Annotated in this window: 16 protein-coding genes; 8 read left to right on the top strand and 8 right to left on the bottom strand. The window is 42.7% G+C overall.

The window, feature by feature from the left end; all coding sequences use genetic code 11:
• Positions 1–12: 12 nt before the first annotated feature.
• Positions 13–1,596 (bottom strand): hypothetical protein, encoded by a 1,584-nt coding sequence (locus KHS79_RS03125; RefSeq protein WP_212716530.1) that lies wholly within the window; start codon positions 1,594–1,596, stop codon positions 13–15.
• A 236-nt stretch (positions 1,597–1,832) separates the two neighbouring features.
• Positions 1,833–2,897: a hypothetical protein gene (locus tag KHS79_RS03120; protein ID WP_212716528.1), complete on the bottom strand. Its 1,065-nt coding sequence runs from the start codon at positions 2,895–2,897 to the stop codon at positions 1,833–1,835.
• A 588-nt stretch (positions 2,898–3,485) separates the two neighbouring features.
• Between KHS79_RS03120 and KHS79_RS03115 the strand changes: the two genes are divergently transcribed.
• Entirely contained in the window at positions 3,486–3,983 is a 498-nt protein-coding gene (locus KHS79_RS03115; protein ID WP_212716526.1) for a YbaK/EbsC family protein, read from the top strand.
• 78 nt (positions 3,984–4,061) lie between these two features.
• Here the strand turns inward: KHS79_RS03115 and KHS79_RS03110 are convergent, their stop codons facing one another.
• The 3 genes from KHS79_RS03110 to KHS79_RS03100 are packed head-to-tail and all read right to left on the bottom strand — an operon-like array spanning position 4,062 to position 6,675.
• The gene (locus KHS79_RS03110) at positions 4,062–4,565 is read right to left on the bottom strand and encodes a GDYXXLXY domain-containing protein (RefSeq protein ID WP_212716524.1); all 504 of its coding nucleotides are present in this window, start codon (positions 4,563–4,565) and stop codon (positions 4,062–4,064) included.
• A complete protein-coding gene (locus KHS79_RS03105) occupies positions 4,562–5,620 on the bottom strand; it encodes a DUF4401 domain-containing protein (RefSeq protein ID WP_165773324.1) in 1,059 nt (352 codons plus the stop codon). The genes KHS79_RS03110 and KHS79_RS03105 overlap by 4 nt, the downstream gene beginning before the upstream one ends.
• Positions 5,617–6,675: a DUF2157 domain-containing protein gene (locus tag KHS79_RS03100; protein ID WP_212716522.1), complete on the bottom strand. Its 1,059-nt coding sequence runs from the start codon at positions 6,673–6,675 to the stop codon at positions 5,617–5,619. Before KHS79_RS03100 ends, KHS79_RS03105 begins: the two co-directional genes overlap by 4 nt.
• Before the next feature lie 467 nt (positions 6,676–7,142).
• Here KHS79_RS03100 and KHS79_RS03095 point away from each other — a divergent pair, with 467 nt between their 5' ends.
• Both KHS79_RS03095 and KHS79_RS03090 read left to right on the top strand, forming a co-directional pair.
• Entirely contained in the window at positions 7,143–7,799 is a 657-nt protein-coding gene (locus KHS79_RS03095; RefSeq protein WP_212716520.1) for a substrate-binding periplasmic protein, read from the top strand.
• Positions 7,800–8,143: 344 nt separating this feature from the next.
• Complete coding sequence (locus KHS79_RS03090; protein WP_212716519.1) at positions 8,144–9,676, top strand: methyl-accepting chemotaxis protein; 1,533 nt, start codon at positions 8,144–8,146, stop codon at positions 9,674–9,676.
• Positions 9,677–9,770: 94 nt separating this feature from the next.
• Here the strand turns inward: KHS79_RS03090 and KHS79_RS03085 are convergent, their stop codons facing one another.
• Both KHS79_RS03085 and aceK read right to left on the bottom strand, forming a co-directional pair.
• Positions 9,771–14,327, bottom strand: coding sequence for a transporter substrate-binding domain-containing protein (locus KHS79_RS03085; RefSeq protein ID WP_212716517.1), 4,557 nt, complete (start codon positions 14,325–14,327; stop codon positions 9,771–9,773).
• 136 nt (positions 14,328–14,463) lie between these two features.
• Complete coding sequence (aceK, locus tag KHS79_RS03080) at positions 14,464–16,191, bottom strand: bifunctional isocitrate dehydrogenase kinase/phosphatase (RefSeq protein ID WP_212716515.1); 1,728 nt, start codon at positions 16,189–16,191, stop codon at positions 14,464–14,466.
• 287 nt (positions 16,192–16,478) lie between these two features.
• On the opposite strand from aceK, the gene KHS79_RS03075 reads away from it, so the two are divergent.
• Positions 16,479–18,602 carry a methyl-accepting chemotaxis protein gene (locus KHS79_RS03075; protein WP_212716513.1) on the top strand — a complete coding sequence of 708 codons (2,124 nt, stop codon included), beginning with the start codon at positions 16,479–16,481 and terminating at the stop codon, positions 18,600–18,602.
• A gap of 233 nt (positions 18,603–18,835) precedes the next feature.
• On the opposite strand, the gene KHS79_RS03070 is transcribed toward KHS79_RS03075, so the two are convergent.
• The gene (locus tag KHS79_RS03070) at positions 18,836–19,045 is read right to left on the bottom strand and encodes a cell division protein ZapB (RefSeq protein WP_027706714.1); all 210 of its coding nucleotides are present in this window, start codon (positions 19,043–19,045) and stop codon (positions 18,836–18,838) included.
• Between the two features lie 345 nt (positions 19,046–19,390).
• Between KHS79_RS03070 and KHS79_RS03065 the strand changes: the two genes are divergently transcribed.
• The 4 genes from KHS79_RS03065 to KHS79_RS03050 all read left to right on the top strand — a co-directional run bounded on the left by KHS79_RS03065 (position 19,391) and on the right by KHS79_RS03050 (position 23,492).
• Positions 19,391–19,936 (top strand): elongation factor P hydroxylase, encoded by a 546-nt coding sequence (locus KHS79_RS03065; protein WP_233468169.1) that lies wholly within the window; start codon positions 19,391–19,393, stop codon positions 19,934–19,936.
• A 249-nt stretch (positions 19,937–20,185) separates the two neighbouring features.
• Positions 20,186–21,571: an MATE family efflux transporter gene (locus KHS79_RS03060; protein ID WP_212716509.1), complete on the top strand. Its 1,386-nt coding sequence runs from the start codon at positions 20,186–20,188 to the stop codon at positions 21,569–21,571.
• Positions 21,571–22,662 (top strand): DUF3080 family protein, encoded by a 1,092-nt coding sequence (locus KHS79_RS03055; protein WP_212716507.1) that lies wholly within the window; start codon positions 21,571–21,573, stop codon positions 22,660–22,662. Before KHS79_RS03060 ends, KHS79_RS03055 begins: the two co-directional genes overlap by 1 nt.
• Positions 22,663–22,796: 134 nt before the next feature.
• Positions 22,797–23,492, top strand: a complete 696-nt coding sequence (locus KHS79_RS03050; RefSeq protein WP_027706717.1) for a hypothetical protein — start codon at positions 22,797–22,799, stop codon at positions 23,490–23,492.
• Positions 23,493–23,547 lie beyond the last annotated feature (55 nt).

Below are 23,547 nucleotides of genomic sequence, written 5' to 3'. Positions count from 1 at the left end.
CCCTGATATTGTTTAACGCTGTTTGTCCTTAAGCAACAGATACCAGTCTTCGCTTTGTACGGCATTCAGAGACTGGTAGTCGTCAATGGCTGAGCACTGTGTCTGGCGCTCTGTAGCTTGTTTTGAAAAAGGGAAACAAAGGTTGTTTAAGGCAGCTTGCTGACCTTCTTGGGTTTCCTGTGGTTCCAAGTTGCCTAAATGAATGCAGTCAATGAACACGGCTCCATTGTGGGGGTCTGTGTATTCTAGTTCCGCAAAAGGATTGAGAACGGGTATTTTGGCTTCAAGCAAACCATCACCATCGGTAGCGCCTGAGTTTGTCCATGATTTATCCGCACTTCCGCCATCAACGGTAATTGTATATGAGGCACCAGGAAGCTTTTTACCGTTATCATCCAAAAGTTGAAGGCGTAAATAAATGTAAGGCACATTATTCAAATAGACGACAGGGATTTTATGTGGACGATTACGGTCCAGATAGCGTGCTGAGTCAACCGGTTTTTTCTGGGAGGCATTGTCTTCTTGTGACATCGTGTTAGCCGATGTTTGATCCATTAAGGCAGGCGCAATAGGACCAACATCTCCCTCGTTCAACTCAAAATGCTGGCTTTGCTCATACACGGCAACGCTATCAACCGGTGTCGCTTGCTCATTCAGCAAGCTGGACTGGGCTTCAAGCTTGTCAATCTGAGACCAGGATAACTGTCGTCGGCTAAACAACATTTTTATCCCTTTATTACCTTGTTGAACCTCACCATTAAGCTTATAAGGCAACCAGATTGTATCGTAAGCGGTACCCAGCGCTTTACGTACATTGGGGTCAGTTAACCCTAAGCGGCTGTGACGGGCATTACGATAAAACGCCAAGCGTGTATCACGGTAGGTTTGATTTTTAGTAACCTCCAGCTCACGCCACAGTTTGTCTTTCCAAAACACATAAACCCAGCCACCCTCTTGCAGGATATCAGACTCTGGACGGACTTTTTTCTTAGTAATATAACCCAGTGGTTTCACAGGAATAATAATCGTCTCCCAAGGTGCTTTTTCGGTTTCCTTGGGTACTGGGTGAGTTTGGTCAATAAGCGGTAAGAAAAGTGGTGGCTCACCTTTACTATGCATGGCAATACGAATGCCGAGTTCCCGAGGAATATTCTGAAGATTATTAAATTCCACTAGACTGCGATAATGGTCGCCGTCCTTAAAGTGAGTGACTGCAGCTTTTAGATCAAGCCCTTGTTTACTGTCTTTATTCGCGCCTAAATATAGTCTTTGTGATCCACTATGCTGAATTCCTGCAACCTCAACCACAATTTTATAATTCACATCAGGTGAGGTATCTGGCTCAGGTACGGGAGGCACGACACGATCTAAGATGGGTGGTGTTTTCTCTCGTATCACATAAGGTAGCAGCGTTCTACCTTCATCTATTTGCTCTAAACTCCTGACGTCATCCCATACAGATGTACCCAATTCAGGGTCACCATAGATTGACATGGTTTCATCCGCTTCCCAGTAACGGTCCTGGGTAATGTCGTAAGAGGAGTCTTCCTCCATTCTCTTGCGAAAAGAACGAACATCAACTGGCTTAAAACGCATGTTTAAACATCCTTAAACTGCATGGTTTATCGTCCATAAAAGTTCTACTGGGCTGACTTTAAACAGATATAAGTAGTTACACTTAAGTGATCATATGAATGCGGCTATAATAACAAACCATTCGTTTAAAAATTTTTAACCAGCTCTCACCATATATACACCTTTAATCACACCTTAAAAAAAGCTAAATGCTTTGTAATTTAAATCACTCCGCACAACCTTTTGTATTATAGTCGTTAACGTAACCCATACTTATCTCTAAAATGTTCAAATACAATAACTCCACCCATAAAACACATTGTACCCAGTATCTGAAGAAGCGCTATTTTAACTTTGCTATAAGGCCGCTCGCCCTGTACTTCCCCCGTACGAGCATTAATTAAAAAGCGATAAATCTTATCTTTATACCGATAACTACTCAGCCAGATCGGTAATAAAAGATGTTTAAAGTAAATATTACTGTACTCTGTATTTATATAGGCTATACGTTGGGTATCTCCCCCTATATCCTTTTTTATCTTGGTGCGTAGCTCCTCTTTTATTTTCATTTTTGCCCATATAAAGCCTTGCTTTAAATCAAGTTGATAACTCTGCGCTTTCACTCCCAATAAGTACTTATCCTGATAAGGCACCAAATTTTCTAAATCCCAGGGTTCCAATTCATTAGCAATGTCTCGTGGTAATGAATTACTGGCCAAAACCAAGACATCATCAAAACTGTTAGCTATCTTTCCTGAGGCTGAACGCCATCGAGTGCGTTGGCATCTTTTGGTATACGTTTCTTGTTTACCTTCTGAATTTATTCTCGTATGTGTTGAAGAAGTATAATAATTGCTTCCACGTTGCCCCTTGTAGTTTGTTACCGTTTCCGCATCATATGTCCAATAAGGAATATAAACAGCCTCTATCGGCATTTCGAGTTTCGCTTTTCTTTTAAGTGAATTAGGGGCAAGCCATAATCCTTTTAACCAAGCTTTGTATCTTTTTGTTGCCGTTTCATTATTAATTTTAAACGTTAACAATGAACCTGGTTTAATGAGTCTCCTAGAATGAGCTACACTCTCAATATTATTATCGCAAAAGGGACAATTTTGCGAAGTAGCATCTACTTCTGTTGTAAATTCACTTTCACACTTATCACAGGTGACAACAAGGCGTTCCTCTAAAAAGTTTTCTTGCCAGTCTGAGGGTACATTTTTACATAAATCCAGTTTTTCAATTGCATATTCAGTTATGGAGACTTTACCCTGTTTACCCAGCTGAATCTCTTCTTGCCGGTGTGAAGATTGATTTTCTAACATAAAACCCACTCTAAAAGGTGTTACGCTGCAAATGCACCTATACCCAAAATGGAGGGTATAGATGAAATTGATTTCAGACTCTACTCGCTATACAGTTACTTATTGAACAACGGCTGTAGATTAAGAGATTATTAATAATAACACTGCCTGGTAGATTTAAACTGTGATTAATTGTCAGTCATTTTAAACACATCACTACACACAACAAAAACACTCATCACTTTCACAAAAAATAAATCAGTAATATCATTTTGTAACGATGTGTTATACCAAAACAATTGCTGACTATTTATTTCACACCATTTAGGATGAAAAAACACCCGCTTTTTTTTACAAGAAACACTGCCTTCTACATGTTTATTTATTTTCTTAACTGGTCATTTCTTCACCTTAAATAGGCTGAAATAGTAAGTCTATATCCAAAAAAACAAGGCCAACAGAAAATAACTGGAAAAGAAGTTGTGAATTTATTTTATGCAAAGGCCACGAGAGCTAATGAATCTGTTATGATTGCATTAGACGCAGCTTTGCTGTTCTCGTAGCAATAGGCTATGACGCGATAAGTCAGGAAATAAAGGAGTCAAAACCGTGTTGTCGCTAGAACAAATATATCAGTACAACATTAACCTACTCAAAAAAGCACAAGTACCATTTGAACAGTGGGAGCATGAGCCTATTTTAGACTTTGAAACGGATGCTCGTATTGCAAAAGCACTTGGCTGGACAGCAGCTCCTACCAAAAGCTTATTTCTCAAACTAAAAGGTGGCAATTATTGTGTTTTTTTAACGCACAGAGACCAGCGACTCGATGCCAAACTCATCAAAAATATCATTGGTAAGCGCCCAGCTATTGGTAACGATACAGAAATGACTGAAGTCACTGGCTGTGTTCCAGGCGCCTTATGCCCTTTTGGTCTTTCGAGTGAAATACCCTTGATAGTTGACCCTCTGCTTACCACCTTTCAAGACATAATGTATACACCCGGCAAACCCGAAATGACCATTGCATTTGCTGGCGCGGCATTACCCAATCTATTAGAACATCTTGAAAATCAAACTATGTGGTTAACGGATATATCTGTTTAATGTTTATACCCAGGACAATTGCAGTTCAAAATAATTTTTGATGCGTGCTTTCAGGTAATAACTGCAATTGACCTGTGTTCACTCCTGAAAGAGTGTATCCAAATAATGAAAGTTTTGATCAAGCAGTCCTACTAATACAGTCCTGCCATCTGCAGCTACACGAAACTCACCATATGCAGCTTCACTGAGTAAACTCGCTTTACCTTCCTCAAATAAATAGCTTTCTGCACCTAGTTTTACATGTTCTCCATAACGACGATAATGTAAGAGTAATTCACCTTTTTTCAAAGGTTTTCCTGGCTGATGGACACCCACAAAAGATGCTACCTGTTGTTTATCAAGCTGGATAATCAACAGCCCTTCTGCTGCTAACTGATGGACCGGTACTTCATTGACTATTGCATAACGTAAGCGCATGTAATCTCCCTGCATCAAAGAACGTGGGTCAACGGGTGCTAGCGCTAATCGAACCTGTTGCCCAGAGTCTAGTACATGCTCCTTTTGAATAATACTCCAGTTAATTGCTACCATGACCAGCAACCAGCCAGCCACGATGCCCCAGCGCTGAAGCGGACTGATCATACATCATGCTCCTTGAAAAAAAGACCTAATAACCAGCGTACTAACAACATAGCACTGCCACTAGCCATTAATAAGTAGGACTTATCCAATAACGAAATTTGCAGGTTGTAGTAAAAAATACTTAAAAAGACGACTAAAAAGAGATAAGCAATCACCTTTAAAAACCTGTCAGCTAAGATATAAGCCAATATCAGTATAAATAGTGAAAGCAACAATCCAGAGTTCGCAAAAAGTGCCAAAATAACACATGAAATAACGACAATATAAAACCAAGGCTGATTCCAAGGTGTGTCAGTACTGATATGCAATGCCAGTAATAATAATCCTACAGCCATTCCAACTCGAAATGCAGGCTCAACAGCCGCAATAATGGTCACTAAACGAGCATCAAAATCGGGTACCCAAATAGGCAGAAGTACACTTATGGGTAATAATATTGATACTGCATAAGCCAAGGGCAATAGCGCCGGCAGCGGCCTTAGGCCAACAAAAAATAATAATTGCAATAATAATAGTGACCATGTCCACATTATAATCCCGATATGACTTGGTTCATCATAAAGCCAGATAAAGACTAAAATCCCCAGCAATATACACTGTATAAAACGAAATGAATTGCTTGCCACAAATGGATAGCTCATCCCAGTCAGCAAAGCTTGCATTACCACAATGGGTAATAAAGTATCAGTTCCCCAAAACTCTCCCATTCCAAAAAGTACAAGCCCATTCCCTGCAATACCGAGAGCTAAAGCTAAATGCCGAAAAAAAACACGTTGTGTAGAATTAACCCAAAAAATAGCGCCCATTAACAACAAGAAGCCATACCCCATAGCGTTCATGCCTTTATCGAACAAACCTGCAGCGAGCAAACTGGCTAGAAAAAATAATGCTGCCACCCAGCCACTCACCGCAATTAAAATACGAAAAACCAGAGGATCTTGAGGCTGCTGACTTTGCTCAAACACTCTTAATACATGTTGCTGCTGTTCTACTGAAAGCTGAGTACTAATCTCTGGAGATGCTAATAGCGCCTGCACACTGTCGTAGGTTTTCACTCTTTTGCCTCCTTGCGCATCAGCTGTGCCTGACTGCGTAAAATAAACACCAGCAGTGAAATGGTAGTCACAATCAATAAGCCAAATATAAACAGCGTAGAAGTATCCGTTAATCGCATATCAGACACTTGATGTAATAACCAAACTAATAAAACAACAGTTAGTTGCAGTGAAGTTATGGTTAGTCCATAAATTTGCTGACTGATAAAGCGATAAAAAACAATCAAAATACACGACAGTACTAACCAGGTAATTGCGACGCCCCAGGTTTGGGAAGTAACATGGTAATCATCTATGGCAATTTTTAAGGCAGGAATAGCCATCACACCGAGCATAACAGTTACATATAGCCAATGAAATTTACTCGCCAGCACAGAAGTGCGCGCCTGTTTATAATTAATCAATAATATAAAGCCAGCTAATAAAGCCATACTTACCCAGCGTAAATCACTCCAGTCGGTAAACTGAATAGACAACACTTGTTCCCAAACTAACCAACAAGCAACTTCACTCACCACAAACCATATCGCCCAAGGTGCCGGTAACCGGGCTAATGCGACCCAAGGTAAGGTGACTACAGCCCACGACAAGAACAAGGTATAAGCATCAGCTCCCGTTTGGTAAATTTGACCAAAGACAGCGAAAAGTATCCCCGTAAGCACTACCGCCGAGGTTAGCAACACCTGTCGTGCAGCAAGGGAAAAACGTGAAACTAAAGACAGCAGTGCAGTTAACGTTACACCGACTTCAAGCAGTCCTAGCTTGCCAAAGCGATGAAGTTCCTGCCAATTGTAGGCAAAAAAGAACATAATACCCGCCAGTAGAAGTATGCTACCAATCAGCATTAAATGTCGCTCAGCCCAACGCAGCCAGTAATCATCAGGCCTGATCATATCCAGCGCCTGATAGTAAGCCTGGCGTGGTAAAGCGCCCTGCTGAAATAAATGATGGAGCTGTTTAGGTGTAGGAGGCGTAGGCTTTGTTGAAGTGGTCATTGATGAAGTTGAAGTCATAGTGATATTGACAATCTTAATGTCTGCCTTTGACGTTGCCATGTTAACCAGCTCAACTACACTCGTCACCTGTAAGATAAGCTAAGCTGTAACTAGAACACAGAGTATTTTGTTAAGTAGTCCTTGAACTGTTGGTGTTACACAAAAAGTATTGCAAAATAGTTCACATTTTATAGAACTATCTTGATCCACTACTTTTGCCGATAGGTTAAATTTATCAAGCTACATGCAGAGCGAAGGTGTGCAGGGAAGAAACCTTATCAACCTTCTCGCCCTATTCGCCAGCATGTAACTTCAGGAAGTAACTCAGCGCGAGTTAGGGATCAGGGTGATAGGACTCCCCACCAGCGGGATGCAACAAAGAAAGCTTGGCATACAATTTACCCTTTGGAGCATTATTGGCAATGAAGTTTTTAGCCACCTTTTTCTTAATCTTGGTCACCTGCAATGACGCGTGGGCTATTCGAAAAGTTCGAATCTGTTCTGATCGAGGCCTTTGGTACCCGTTCATGATGACTGAACGTGGTGAGGCGAAAGGCATGCATATCGATATTATCCGCATGGCCATGAAAAACATGGATGTAAAACTAGAAATAACCCCCCTGCCCTGGAGTCGCTGTTTACGTGATGCACAGAAAGGACGCTATGATGGCGTAGCGACTGCATCTTATAAAGACGAGCGAGCAGAGTTTCTGATTTATCCCCCTGATGCCAAGACAGCGGTGAAATCGCAATTTCGTGTCTCTCAGGTCGAGTATGTCGTTGTCACCATGGCAGATAACCCTTATGAGTACGATGGTGAGCTAAAAAGCATCCCACAGCCGGTCAGAACACCAAAAGGTTACTCTATAGCTGAAGACTTGGAAAAAGCAGGACTCTTTGTCAGCTCAACGGCATTGGGTGACAAACAAACCTTACAAAACCTGCTGCGGGACAATAAAGGCTCTGTTGTTACTATACCCAATGTAATTCAGCACCTTAGTAAAACACCCGCCTTTTCTGGAAAACTAAAAATCAGTAAAACTCCAATTAAATCCAAATCCTACTTTTTAGCATTCGCTAAACAAAGCCGGCTTACCGTAGATGAGATGAACCAAATATGGAGTGAAATTGCTCGAATTCGTGAAGATAATGCAATCATGACCGAGATTGCTGAAAAATATTAAAACCAGACTTCTATTTACTTGCTGAGTGCCTGATCATTACTTGCTCAGTGCCTGATCAGGCATTAAACCACCCACTCTTTTATCATTAGTTTTCATCCCTGTATTATTTTTATTTCACTTAAGCGTTTTTGTACTAGACTGGAATACAAAGTCACTTATTGGTGATGATGGGAAAAAACGAACGATTTAGCTAGATTGACGATAAGAGCAATAATAGCCATCGTGCTCATGGGGATTACGCTTAACAGGGGATTGGTAGTCAGCCACTTGATTCACCTAAGGACAGGGACATAACCCCCAATAGCCACAATTGATTTTGAGGCAATGTTCGCTAGGTGTAGGCTATGTCCATATATCCAAAAAGTATTCGCGCACGACTTATTTTAGAATTTACTGTTGTAGTAACCATTGTATTAGCCCTGTTTGGTTACTATAACTACAGCCGAACCGCTTCCCAGCTGGAAGAAAATTTAACCCAGCAAGCTAAAGCTACGATTGAGCGTCTCTCTGTCAGCTTACCTGGCCCTATCTGGAACTATGAACCCGAGTTTATTGATAAAAATGTTCTGTCGGAGATGCAGGCTGATTTTGTCAGTGGTATTAGCGTTAAATCTAAAACTGAAGTTTTAGCCCTGTTTATCAAAGATGATGCGGGAGAAATCGTCAAGTCTAAGGCCTTACCCAAAGGTTTTTCTGATAAGTTGAGTGAAACCTTACTTTTCAATGATGATGGTGAACTGCAAGAAGTAGGAACCGTTGAAATATTCATAGACGACTCAAAAGTTCAAGAGATACTGCAGGGCGTACTGATGCGCCAAGTCATTCAGGCGTTAATTCTGGATGTACTCATTGCACTACTGATTTTCTTCATCATCATGCGTATTGTCCTTAAACCACTCAATCAAATTGGTACCGCTATTAATGATATTGCCAGTGGTGAAGGTGATCTCACCCAGCGCTTAGACACTAACTCTGCGACTGAAATCAGTTCGCTGGCTCAAGGCTTCAACGGCTTTGTTGAAAACCTGCAAACCATCGTTACCGAGCTGTTTTCACTCTCTGAAAAGCTCCAGTCAACCGCACTTGAGAGTCGCCAGATTATTGATGAAACCTCTGAAGGGGTTCTCAATCAGCAAACCAAAATTGATATGGTAGCCACAGCAACGTCCGAGATGTCCCAGTCCATTGGTAATGTTGCCAATAATGCCAATGCTGCTTCAGAATCAGCTTCTGATGCTAATCACAAAGCAGAAGAAGGTAATCACATCGTTAACCAGGCTGTTACCGTTATTCAGTCTCTGGCCAATGAGATCACTTCAGTCACCCAGGCCACACAACAGCTCATTACTGAAGGTGAGAATATCGGTACAGTACTTGATGTCATCAAGAGTATTTCTGAGCAAACCAACTTACTCGCACTCAATGCCGCGATTGAAGCTGCCCGTGCTGGAGAAGCAGGAAGAGGTTTTGCTGTCGTTGCCGATGAGGTTCGCACACTCGCCCAAAAAACCAATGAGTCTACCGATGAAATTCATCAGAGTATTCTCAACCTTCGCTCTTGTAGCGAAACCGTTGAAAAAGGCATTGTCAACCTAGAACACCATGCATCAAGTGGCGTAACCAAGGTATCTGATGCAGGTGAAGCCATTAATAAAATTTTGGATGCTGTCAATACCATTGCTGAAATGAACTCGCACATAGCTGAAGCATCCCAGGAACAAAGCTCTGTCATCAGTGAGATCAATGAAAACATTGTTAACATATCAATGGTTGCTGAAGAAACCGCTGAGCGAGCCAAAGAAACCGGAGAGAAAAGCGGTGAAGTCGAAACGTTGGCCAACAATATTCGAGACATGATGAGCCGCTTTAAAATCTAACCTACAAAATATAAACCCACGTCCCAACCTCTCTTATGAACAAACCCAACCTTTGCAGCCTTCGGGCTGCATTTTTTTGGGACCTAAAATATTGTCAAGAACCCGCCTGCTGAGGAAAAGCAGGCTGTTCTAATAAGCGCTTCATTGCTTTCTGTGTCCGTAACCACACTTGTTGCAAGTCATCCCATATCCCTTCCATTTCTTTACTATCATGCTCAGCGGCTTCAACTAGTGCCTGACAAGCTTCCGCCAGTGGACCCGCCGAAATAACGTTTGCAGCCGCTTTAAACTTCCCTCCCATCTTTTTAATCTGCACCATATCACCTGCTTTGATGGCTTGTTCGAGGGCTAACATACAAAGCTCACCTAGCTCCTGAAACTCAAAAAGCTCCAGCTGTAAACGTTGGCCTGTTCCAAATAATCGCGTTAAGGCCATAGGGTTAACCAACATCGTTGTTACTTTTGCCAAGTCTAGACGGGTAGGTAAGGCTTCCTGTGTTAGCTGAGCAGGTGGTTTAACGCCTAATGCCTGCTCACAAGCTTCTAGCAGCTCACTGGATAAGAACGGTTTGGTTTTCACAAATATAAGAGGGGCATCAGCCTTATGATGAGCATCAGCCACAGGCGATGGTGGCTCCTCGTGTCCATCAAGCACAATCAAACTTACCTTTAATAGCTGGCAAACTGTGTGTAATTCATAGGGTGTCAAGCCAATCAGCAAGTCAATGGTTTCTCTTGATGCGATTAATAATGAAGCCTGCTGTAAAGACAGAAAGTCAGCCAGTTGTTCAGCTTTATTTACTACAAGTGCAGGCTGAATAGGGTGTAACCCCCAGCAATGGCAATAATCCAGCAAAATATGACTAAACCAGCGCTCATGACACAATAAAGCAGCTACCGCTTGCCCTGAAAATACAGGTAATAAGCTGGGTTGTTTAATATCAAACCGCTGACTATAAGCTGCATGACAGCCCGTGGGCTCATAGTTTTTGACACAAAGCTCACCCTGCATTTGCTGGGCAAGCTTGCCGCTTACCGCTAGTCCAAGACCAATACCCGAAGTCGACTCCTGATCATTCTGTGGCGAGTAAAAATAAGGTCGCGTCAGTGCTTGCTGAAGGGTATCCGGTATACCGGGACCGGTATCTTTTATAGAAAAACCAATTTGTTGCTGCTTTTCATTAGCCCAAAGCCGCTTAACTGAAAATGAGACATGACCCTGACTGGTATATTTAACAGCATTACCCAATAAGTTTCGTAAGATCTGTGCTAAATGCTGCTGGTCCCCCCATAGTTCAAAAGCAATACCTTGATCAATATAGGACTTAAATTGCAGACCTTTCTGCTGACAGGCCTCATAGGTTTCAACAATCAGAGTCTCCAACACCGGTATCAGTCTAACGGGCTTGCATTGAATCTCCACCTGTTCAGTTTCTAACGCAGCAAAGTCTTGCATATCGTTTACATTTTTTTGGAGTGCATGAATCGTACTTAACAGACGTTCAGTAATATAACGTTGACGAGCATTTAAATGTGTCTGCTGAAGCATTTCTGCCAAGCCACTTAGCCGGTCAGTGGGACAGGCAATTTCTCGGGTCAACATAGCCAGTACTTCTAGCTGTTGTTGAGTGGCCTCTTCTGCTGCCTGTTTTGCCGCAAACAAGGCTAGTTCTTGCTTTTTACGCTGGTCAATATCAACGATGACACCATCAAGATGCAAAGCATCTCCTGCATCAGAGAAAAAAGCCTGTCCCTGCTCATACACCCAGCAAGGTTCACCTCGTGTTGTTTTTAACCGGTATTCAATTTCATATGGTTTTCTCACCGCAACAGCACGCCATACGGTGTGATCAACCTTTTCCCGGTCTTGCTCAAAAATAATCTCCTTAAAGCTTTGCTGTGCATTGCCCAGCAACCCCTTAGCAGAATAACCCGTTAAGGCTTTGATGTTGTCGCTAATAAACTCCATGGTCCAATGTGTATCCAGCTTACAGCGATAAACCACACAGGATAGGTTATCCACTAAAGAACGATATCGTGCCTCACTTTCTTTTAACGTCTGCTCTGCCAAGTAACGTGCCGTAATATCAGACCAGTAGCCAACCCATATCAACTGTTTATTTTGATCATTTCTTGGTAATGCCTGGCCTTCAATCCAACGTACTTGACCATCAGAAAGTTGCAACCTGAAACAATGATGCCAGCGACTCATGCGTTGCCCAGCAATTTCGAACGAGTACTTCAGTGCCTCTCGATCCTCTTCAATAACATGTTGCAACAATAAAGTACTATCCTCTAGAACAGCCAAGCGGTTCACGCCATATGCTCTCGACACATTGTTGCTAATAAACGAAAACGTCCACTGGCCTTCTTGATCAATTTGACACTGAAATAATACGACTGGGCAGTGCTCTGTCACCTGGGTTAAAAGAGACTCTGCTTCACGATAACGTTGCCGTGCTTGCTCCTGCTTATCAAAGACCTCAATGGCTAATAATGCTTCTTCAAGCTCACCACTGACAAAACATCCATGCAAAGAAACTTGCCAGCGCCAGGGTAGACCTTTTTCACTTACCCCCTGCAGTTCAAAGCAGGTTTTTTCGCACTCAGCCAGATGGCCAATTAAACCTCGCACATTTGGCCAAGGCTGCAAATCAGGCAAGCTTGGTAAAAAAGCCAGCTGCGCTGGCTCCTCATGACTGGAGGAATAACCTTCTTGCGATAAAAGCGCCTCCTTATCATCACCTTCACCTTCTAACAGTTGACGCCAGGCATAGTTCATGTGCAAGCAGTGCCCTTGCTTATTAATTAACGCAACAGGCAAAGGTAAGCTTTCAAGCAGCTGCTCCCTTAATTGTTGACTGAACTCTAAACGCTGCCAGATATCATCGCGACGCCGTTGTAGTTGACGAACACGATAAAACAGATAACCACATATAGCAGCCACAATGATGATAAGCACTAACCAGATTGTCCACAGCGGTAAAATGGCTTGAGTTTGATAGCGGTCTGCCAACCACTTTTCGCGAATTTGTAAATGCTGTTGCTGACTCATACTGGACAAAGCCTTGTTAATAATGCCCTCTAACTCAGGCCAGTCCATTCTAATTGCAAAGTGAATGGACGCAGGGTCTTCCTTGAGTAACGCAGCCAGCTTGAGCCTTCCCAAATATTCTTGCTGAATATAGTCCGTCAGCATAGCTTGATTGCCAACAATGGCATGCGCTTCACCATCAAGCAAAAGTGCTAAGCTTTCTTCTAGACTCTCAGTAATGATTAAATTGACGAGTGGATACTGACGCTGCAGCTTTTCCTGGATAGCGTAATCCGCTACCACCGCCACAGTTTGTCCCGTTAAATCAGCGATATCACTAATAAAAGGGGCATCAACCCGCGTCGCAATAGCCCAGGGCATTTGCAAGTAAGCCTGACTAAACAGCATGTTGCGCTTTCTTTGTTCAGTGAGCATAACCGCTGATAGCATATCCACTTCACCGTACTGGATACCTTGCAATAGTCTTCGCCAGCTATCACTGCCTACCACTTCAAACTGCACACCTATCTGTTTTTCAAGTCTTCTTAAGTATTCTGCACTGATACCCACATGTTGATTATTCTTATTGATAAAGTCGAGAGGCTTCCAGCTACGATCCACACCGACCTTTATTACCGGACGTGCTTTTAACCAGGCTTTCTCTTGATCTGTGAGGTTTAATGGTGGGCTGTCCAATGCTAATGCGACTGTGGGTGATACCCAGGGTTTAAGAAAACGCTGATGGTGCTCCGTAGTCAGCCGTTGCAGCCACTGCGTGAGCAAGAAATGCAACATTGACAGATCCTGACGAACCGCAAACACATATTGCCCAGCAGTCACCTCTACAGGTCCCAGCACGTTGAAGTCTTCAAGCCCTAGTGTTTCGAACTGATAGGTTGTTCTAATCAATTCACCGACAAATGCATCAGCCTGACTTTGTTTTACTAACTCTAATGCCGCCTTAACATTGGGTGCCAGCTGAATTTGAACCAGGGGGAACTGTTGCTCGATACTGGTTAGCGCCGGAAAATCATGGGATAACGCAAGGGTCTTATGGTTAAGATCAGCAAGCCCTCTAAGGTCTCTGTTAAAGCGAGGGGCAACCAGCACGGGATAGCTATTAATCACCGGCATCGTCATTAATAGCTTTTTATGTTTAACCAATGGCTGATGATTCGTTGAAATCAACACCATATGCAGTTTGTTTTGTGCCACAGCTTGAAGTAAGGCTTGCACATCAGGATAAAGCCTAACGTTTAGCTGAGAGATGCCCAAACTGGTCTGTGCTGCCACTAAATAGTCGACCAATAACCCTCGCAAAGCACCTTTATCCAGCTTCATTAGCGGCTCTGGTGACCACAACATCCCAACATTTAGACGCTTATGCAGGGCAACCCATTGCTGCTCAACCAAACTCAGTGACAATTCAGGCACTAAATTACTCGCGCCAGCCGTTGCAGGCACTATTCGAAATGAGGTTCCTTCTGTTGATAGCGCTGGCTGCTCATTGCCATAGAGCGGTTGCACACTTAGCAGTGCCCAACCCATCTCATAGAGCATTGTGAGGTAGAGATAAAGGCAAGTATGCTTTAGTACTTTCCTGGTTTGCTTCAGCATAACCTCATGTCTCAATCAAGCCACCATAACCGTTAGAGTTTTTATTAAGTTTAGCCGCTTCAATGAGACAACAGAGGATCGTAATGATTAAGCCTTTTTGAACGCCATCCTACAAACCTACTGTTTACCAAGGTTATTAACTAAGACGTCGTGCCAGTCGCTGCTTACGCCGATAAGGAAAGACATCTACCACCTGGTTTTCACGAATAACCTTTTGAATACGTTGCCAGTAACTGGCAGCAAACAACTCACCGTGCAGATCAGTGAAACACTTGCGAATGCGTACATCAGCAAAAATAAAAATAGCAAACTCTTCGGGAAAAACGTCGTTAGCACCAACAGAGTACCAAGGCTCTGCCGCCATCTCATCTTCAGGAAAGCGTGGCGGTGGTATCTGGCGAAAATTACACTCCGTTAAATAACAAATTTCATCATAATCATAAAAAACCACACGCCCATGACGGGTTACACCAAAGTTTTTCAATAACATATCACCGGGAAAAATATTGGCTGCCGCAAGTTGTTTTATCGCATTACCAAAGTCATCTAAAACAGCCTCTAACTGCTGCTCTGTCGCATCCTTTATATATAAGTTTAAGGGGATCATCCGTCGTTCTGTGTAAAGATGATCAATAATGACTGAATCATCAACAACCCGAACAACTGAAGGTGCTTCCGCCAATAACTCCGCTAATAATTCTGGATGAAAACGTGCTTTAGGAAAAACAAAATGCGAAAACTCCTGAGTATCTGCCATGCGTCCAACACGGTCATGCATTTTTACTAAATAATATTTCTTTTTAACGGTTTCTTTATTCACTTCTTTTTGTGGTGCAATATTATCTTTAATGACTTTAAAGACTGTTTGGCTTGATGGCAGGGTAAAGGCAATCATCACCATGCCTCTCACCCCTGGCGCAATAACAAACTGATCATCTGTTTTTGTTAAATGCTGAACAAAATCTCTATAAAACTCCGTTTTACCGTGCTTATAAAAACCGATGGAATTATATAATTCATAGCGTTGTTTCCAAGGTAAAAGATCTTGTAAAAAAGCGATAAAAGCAGCAGGTACTGGCGCATCAACCATAAAGTAAGAGCGCGTAAAGCTAAAAATGATACTGACCTCATCTGGGTCTGTAATTAATGCATCAACATATATTCCCTCTTGTTCATTATTCATTAGTGCAATGATGAAAGGTTTGGTATTCTCACGAATGCGTATTCTTCCCACGAGATATGCTGCTTTATTACGAAAAAAAACAGAGCGAATAATATCAATTTCCATATCTTTGCTATCAGCAAAAACAAACCCTAGCTGCTGCTGAGCAGTACGAATAATATTGACCACATCTTGACGTCGATCCGCATAAGGGATATTGAAGTTACAATCAACCAAAATCCTATCAACCATTTTCACCAGGCCAAAAGCTGGTCGATAACTCAAAATAATTGAAGCTTCATCTGCTGCTTTAACTTTTGGCTGAGTAGAAAAAACAAATAAATTTTCTGGCTTTATTTCGTAATGTCTAAAAATACGACAAAAAATCGAATTAAAAAATGTCTCAGCTAACTCCCCATCAGTTCGGCTACGAATTAACTCTGCATAACAGCGCTTCGCTTCTTTCCAGACACTCAACGAGTCATACCCATGCTCAACTTCTTCTGTCAAACAATCCGTCACTGCCACAACCGCATCATCATAAAGATTAATACGGTCCATAGAAGCTTGTTGAACATCAAGCCAACACGCTTCCTCAAAGCGCTTCTTTGCACCTAATGTAATATAAGTAAATGTTGATCGATAGTTTGCAAAACCTTCCAGTACTGATGTTGCAATACGTTGTCCCCATTGAGTGGTCATTTTATTCCCTTGTATTTTTAGTAATTATTCATTTATGCCTGATTTATAATCTTTTGAAGATTTACTCAATTATACCCTTCACGAATCATTTCTTTGGATTTGCTGTCGTCACTCTTCAAAACATAGTTTTTTAGGTGATTTTAGAATTCTTCTGCCATACTGAAAGACTGTATACCCTTACTTATCTTTTTTTAATCATACAATCAACAACTTTACAAAGAACTCTCCCAACAAAATGCTGCGGAGTAGAGGGTATAAAGTGTAATTAGAGATGTGGAGCAATCAGTATGAAGTTTCGCTCAGTTCAAACGAGTATCCTCGTTTACACTAGCATTTGCTTGATTATTTCTTTATTTGCAGTGGTGGGGTTTGCACTATACACAGCACTGAATACTCAAAAGTATGTCAGTGACACTTCGCAGACTTTAATGTCAAATGAAATTAAAGAAAGCCTGTCATCACTCACTGCTGGCAAAGCTCAACGTATGCAGCGCCGCATGGAAAAAGCCATAACAGCCGCCAGGACGTTTGCACAAAGTTTAGAAGCCTATTATCAAAGTGGCGCTTCCATGCAGATTGCAAATAGCCGAGAGTTAGTAAGCCAAATAACTAAACATTTAACAGAAGCAAATAGTGACTTTCTAGGTGCTTATACCGGCTGGGAAGCAAATGCTTTTGATGGCAATGATGCGATGTATAAAGATGGTGAGTTTATTCACTCAATGCCATCATCAGGTCAATTTGCTATTTATTGGAATCGCAGCCCCTCTGGCAAGGTTGATGGTCGCCCACTCAATAATCTCTATGCGACAAAGCAAACCGCATCTGGCGTACGGGAAAGTGAATACTACTTATGTCCTAAAGAAACCCTCAATGAATGTATTATTGATCCCGCGCCCTATGATATCCAAGGGGTAATGACACTACTCTCTTCCTTTGTCACACCGATCGTTGTTAATGGTAAGTTTCTTGGAATCACAGGTATTGACTACTCACTTAATTTCTTACAGGAAATTAGCACCGAAATTAACAGCCAACTTTATGAAGGTAGTGGTAGTGTTGCACTCATTAGTTATCATGGCGTGATGGTTGCCAATACTGGAGATCCATCTTTAGTGGGTAAGCCGGTCGCTGCCTTAAGTGAGTGGAAGCCTGTTATTGATGCTATTAAACAAGGCAGCAGTGTGGTGACTGAAAATGAGGAGCTAATTACCAGTACTGCCATATTCTCGGTAGGTCAGGCTAAAACCCCTTGGGCTCTGGTTATTTCTGTTCCCAAAAGTGTTGCGTTTGCAGATGTGCATGCAATGTCTACACAGGTTACGGAGCAGTTCAACGAAAGCCTGATTGGGCAATTAATTACGGGTTCCCTTATTACAGCTCTCGCATTAATCGTGCTATGGCGTGTAGCCGCATCAATATCGAAACCACTTAAAGAAGTTGTTAGCCTGGTTGATGACCTGGCAGAACGTGATGGTGACCTAACCCGTAGAATTGAAATTAACCGACGCGATGAGGTAGGCAGCCTAGCTAATCGCGTCAATTTATTTATTGAAAAAATCCAGAACATGGTCAAAGACGTAGCACAAACCATTGATCAAGTTGATGACTCTGCTGCGCAAAGCTCGCAAATTGCTCAAGAAACCAGTAATGGTGTACAACGTCAGCGCGCTGAAATAGATCAAGTAGCCACCGCGATCAATGAAATGTCATGCGCAGCCAATGAGGTAGCGAGTAACGCCGCTGAAACGGCCCAATCAGCAGGCGCAGCAAATGAATCTGTTTTAGAAGGGCAGGAAATCGTTAATCGCAGTGCATCTACCATACAGCAACTGTCAGATGAAGTAGAGCACGCCGTCAAGGTAATTGAACAGCTTAAAGAAGATAGTGAAAACATCAGTAGTATATTAGATGTCATTATTTCGATTGCAGAACAGACCAATTTGCTGGCCTTAAATGCCGCAATTGAAGCAGCTCGTGCCGGTGAGCAAGGACGAGGTTTCGCTGTAGTTGCTGATGAAGTTAGAACCCTGGCCAGCCGGACTCAAAACTCAACCGATGAAATCCGTCAAACCATCAATGCCCTTCAAGATCGAACTGAGCAAGCCGTGCAAACCATGAGTCGGGGCAGTGAGATGACACATACCTCTGTTGAGCAGTCTCAACAGGCGGCCAAACGACTAGAAGAAGTTGTTCATGCCATCAGCCGTATTAATGATATGGCAACCCAAATTGCCAGTGCAGCAGAAGAGCAGCATGCTGTCTCTGAAGATATCACTAAAAATATCACGACAATTAGTGATGTAGCAGGAGAAGTAGCAGAAGGCGCTGATAACTCAAGCAAGCAAAGTGAGCAATTAAGTCATCTTTCAGACGAGTTAAGCGGAAAAATAAACCGCTTTAAATTTTAATTTGCTATTGTGATTTTTTTGGATCAAGGGATCCATATAATTCACATAGCGTACAACACATGTTAGGTAGCAAGCTACCTAACATGGACACACTAAAACAAGGGACAATTTGCTACATCGCAAGGGTGCAACCAATTAATCTGCTGTATATTTTGCTGGATGCTTGTATCGCATTAACGCAAAAGACAATACAATCCGTTTAGCCAGAACTTGTCTCTGATATAGTCAGTCGCTCAGACTTCTTCAGCAACACCTTCCAGACGCCCCAGCAAACTACCTAAACGGTCGCTCCAATTGGCTAATTCTTCCCTTAACGTAGCATTTTCTTCCTCTAGTTTGGCCTTCTGTTCACGCAGCTCTTCCAGCTCCATTTTCTGGATGCTCACCGTGTCAACCACATGTTGTACTTTTTCTTCTAACTTGGCTAAATGATCATTAGACATAATGCGCTCTTTCTATTTTTATCAACAACTATGACCGCAGATTATAGACACTGAAAAACATAAATTAAATCACGTTTTAACTGTGAAGCACATAAAATACCTCTCCAGAGTGGTATATCATCCAACAACAAAGTCCATCACTTGCAACCTATAACGTTAGACAACCATAAAGAGCTTAATTTCCCCCAATCAACGACGTAACCCGCAACGTGATTTATCTGTTAAAGAATACGTAGCCCCTTGCCAAACCGCCATGACATTTTGATGATAATTTTCTATTCACTTATAATCACTGGGTTAATAACTCGCATCTCTTGCATTGCCCTCTGGCCATTGGAGAAAAATTTGAGCTGTTCGCAGTACCATTACCAAGACCTTATTAACCTGTTTAATCAGTGTTTTGCCAAAACTCATAATACGTATCTTATCAAAGGTGATGATGAACCCATTTATTTACCCTCTGATGAGCGGCGCACCTATCATGGGATTTATTTTGCCTATGGTTACTTCAGCAGTGCCCTTCATGAGTGCGCCCACTGGTTTATTGCAGGAGAGCAGCGCCGCCAGCAGATTGATTATGGCTATTGGTACGAACCTGATGGCCGAACCAAAGTGCAACAGCAGCTTTTCGAAAAAGTAGAGGTTAAACCTCAAGCAATCGAATGGATTTTATCAGTAGCGGCTGGTTACCCATTTAAAGTGAGTGTGGATAACCTCAATAATGAAGACATTAATCCCCAGCCTTTTAAGCAGGCTATTTACCAACAAGTCCTGGTCTATGCTCAATGTGGACTTCCCGCCAGAGCAGAACGTTTTCGGCAAGCAATCAGTCAATTTTATAATACAGAAAAAACGATTAATTTGACGTTATTTTCAACAGAGCATTGTTAGTTATTTATCCCTTATAAAATAAACAGTGAAGCCCTCTTTACCGGCTGTTTTCCTTTTACTTTGCCAGCGCTAAATACTGGGCTTTCTGTTAAAAAATGATATAATACCGGCTCTACATTTTTACGCGCTTCTTATCGTTATCCTTAGCCGGCCACCACGTCACAACACACCATTTCTGGCAACTTCTCTGCCTCACTATGGCCGCTACCGAGATATATCGCTTCACGCAGTTTATTAAGTAGGAGTTTCATGAGCAAAGGGATACTTCAGGAAGCAAGGCATATTTTGCACTTGGCTTACCCGATTATTATTACCCAACTGGCAGCTTCTGGTATGGGGCTAACCGATACAATCATGGCAGGCCAGCTAGGTGCATTGGACCTGGCAGCTATTGCCATTGGCGCAGGCGTATGGGTACCACTGTATTTATTCGCTAAGGGCACCTATATGGCGCTGACCCCCACTGTCGCCCACTTATTTGGCGCCAAACGTAATGATGATATAGGCACCTATGGCCAACAAGGTTTATGGATTGGCCTGGTATGCGGTCTATTACTGGCTGTTTTATTAGCGAATATCAAACCATTATTGCATTGGCTTGACGTTGATCCTGACATCATTCCACTCTCTAGCCAATACTTAACAGCACTCGCTTTTGGTATGCCTGCTTTGAGTTTATTTAATGTATTTACCAGTTACTGTGAGGGTGTAGGAAAAACTAAACCCGGCATGACATTCATGCTAATTGGTTTAATGTTAAATATTCCAGCCAACTATATTTTTATGTACGGTAAATTTGGTTTTCCTGCCATGGGTGCTGTTGGCTGTGGCTGGGCTACCGCAACAGTGGCAGCGACAATGATGGTGCTAATTGCTATCTATACCCACTTAGCTCCATCTCTTAAGCATTTTGGACTGTTTCGCCACTGGTCACTACCAAGGCTTGGAATGATAAAAGAATTACTAGCATTAGGCTTGCCTATGGGGATTTCAATCTTTGCCGAAGCCAGTATCTTTTCTATCGTGAGCTTGCTATTAGGCCGACTGGGTGCAGAAATTGTTGCCAGCCACCAGATTGCCATCAATATTTCTTCGATTGCCTTTATGGTGCCATTTAGTATCGCTATGGCTGTGACAATTCGGATTGGCCACTGGCTAGGTGGACAGCAACCTGTTAATGCCAAAAAAGCTGGGCAGCTGGGTATTATGCTGGCCTTAGGTTATGCCGTTTTTTCCGCAAGCTGTATGCTGGCATTTCCTCAGTTTCTCGCTGAGGTCTATACCAGTGACTCTACGGTTATTGAGCTTACTGTTGGCTTGTTATGGTATGCCGCGGTGTTCCAGTTTTCTGATGGTTTGCAGGTTGCAGCCAATGGCATTCTGCGTGGTTACAAAGATACCAAAATCCCTATGATGGTCGTCATCATTGCTTATTGGGGTATTGGCTTACCAATAGGTTATCTGTTTGGCTTAACTGACTTTATCACCCCCGCTATGGGTCCGGCAGGCTTTTGGATCGGTTTAGTCAGCGGGCTGACGGCTGCTGCTATCTTACTGCTTGCCCGAGTCGTTTATATTAGCCAACAGCACATAACGTCTGCGGCTCCTGCCGCCGCGGCCAACCAGGTGAGTTAGTGACCGTAAAACAATGGCGTTGCCAGTCAATATTGCTTTGCCTGATATTAATAGGCAGCCTGCCATTGGCAGGTTGCCAGAGTGACTCACCTGCAGCAAAACTCGATGACTATTTAGCGCGCCTGGCGCGCAGTCTAGAACAAGCAACACCAACGACTGACATTGATTGGACATTATGGCAATACCCCAGCCGAACAGCACGCTGGGTAGAGCCTGAAGCAATTCGGCTAAATTTTCTTGCCATCCTTTCGATCAAACACTGCCACACTCTCACTCAGCGAATTGCTGAACGAAATAGTGCATTGGGCAAAGTGATGCCCATTACCCAACAAGCTATTTATGAGCGACAATTACTCCCTGAACTTTCCGCCTGTCTCCACCATCCAGAAACCACGTCTGTTGAACTGCAAGAAAATCTACAGCAATGGATTCACGCTAAACAGGCACAACTACCATTGACGTATTGGAATGCGCTTTATAGTTCTAGTGAAATGCAGCATCATTTCAGCCTGGCAACCCCTCCTCTTTCGGCCCATCCCCCCAGCCTAACCCCCACGCTGGAGGCTCTTAATTTCCTAATCACTTTTAGTCAGCAACGCAACACGCCCATAGATGACTTAAAAATACTGACATTTAAGCTCAACCAACATCTGCAAAAACTCCAACAACGCGCCACAGGTGGTGAACTGATACGCGCAAGTGTGTTAGCCAATACCATGTTAAAAGCAGCGAATCGGGTGATGGCAAAGGTCGATGCTCAGCAGATATGTCCACAACGCCGCCCCACTCCCCAATCACGCATACTCAGCCAAGTATTACAAAAATATTATTTACAACAGATTCAGCCCTATCTCGCTCAGCTCAATCAGCAACTTGTGCAATGGCAAACAACCCATCAGCGTTTACTGAGTACTTTACCTAGCGAGCAAATCCCTCCTGCCATGAAACAGTTTTTCGCCAAGACCATTGCCGAAAATTCTGGACTCCATGCCACGCTTAAACAGCAAACCACACGACATATTGCGTACTGGAAACAAATTCTCGAGCAATGTGCTATTCCTGTCAGCGCCCTTCAAACAGACCCAATATAACCTTAATGACTATCCAGATTTGCGTTGCTAAAAACCCACTAACTATACTAGTAAGTGAAGTCACTTTTTTGTGGTGCCCGTTTACCTGGCTATAACAACAATAATTAGGCACCACGAACTGAGAGGGGTTAGCTATGAGTAACGTGCACGCTCGTAAGCGCACAGATAATGTCATTGACATGTTCACACGGAAGCCCATCTCACCGGAAGAGTCTAAACGCATTATTCGCCTGTCCCCCGAGCTTGATGGCTTGGAAATGCTGTACAGCAATGATGCAAATCCCAACAAACTGTTTAGTATGAAAATCCTATGCTGGGCCTTACGTACTAACGGTGAAGTGGTAGCTTTAGTGCCTTGGCTAAATGACATTGTTGCTTGCGATGAACTTCGGGATCCGTTGAATGGCCACTGGGAAGGCTACTATGATCAGGGTATTGATGAAATCTTTTATCAAGCTCCTATTCACAAAGTCGTCGAGCTGGAAACAGCAGCAGAGTACTACAAGACTGCATTCCAAAGCCCTGATGATATCGTCCATGAAATTCCTGACAGTATTGGCACCCATGCCATTATCACGACTGACAACTTCGCCTCTTTTTCCTTAGAAGAAGTGATCAGCTGGCAATTACTCAATAACGGAATGGTTTTTGCGATGATTATTGATAAAAATAAAGTTAAATCTACGCCCGTATTAAAAGGAGACCCTTGTTTGTTTCCCGCACAGCAACATGACGGCTTTAAATATTTTTTTCATCATCGCATTGCTAATAAAATTAAAGCTAACGATCCCGATGCCATAGCCGCTTTTTCGTTATTGGTAGACCCTTAATCTTAAATTAAGGGTAATTACACGTTAAATATGCTTTCCCTTTTTTATCAACAGT

This window comes from Zooshikella ganghwensis (assembly GCF_018263875.1).
Classification (GTDB): Bacteria; Pseudomonadota; Gammaproteobacteria; order Pseudomonadales; family Zooshikellaceae; genus Zooshikella; species Zooshikella ganghwensis.
This window is presented reverse-complemented; position numbering and strand designations above follow the sequence as displayed.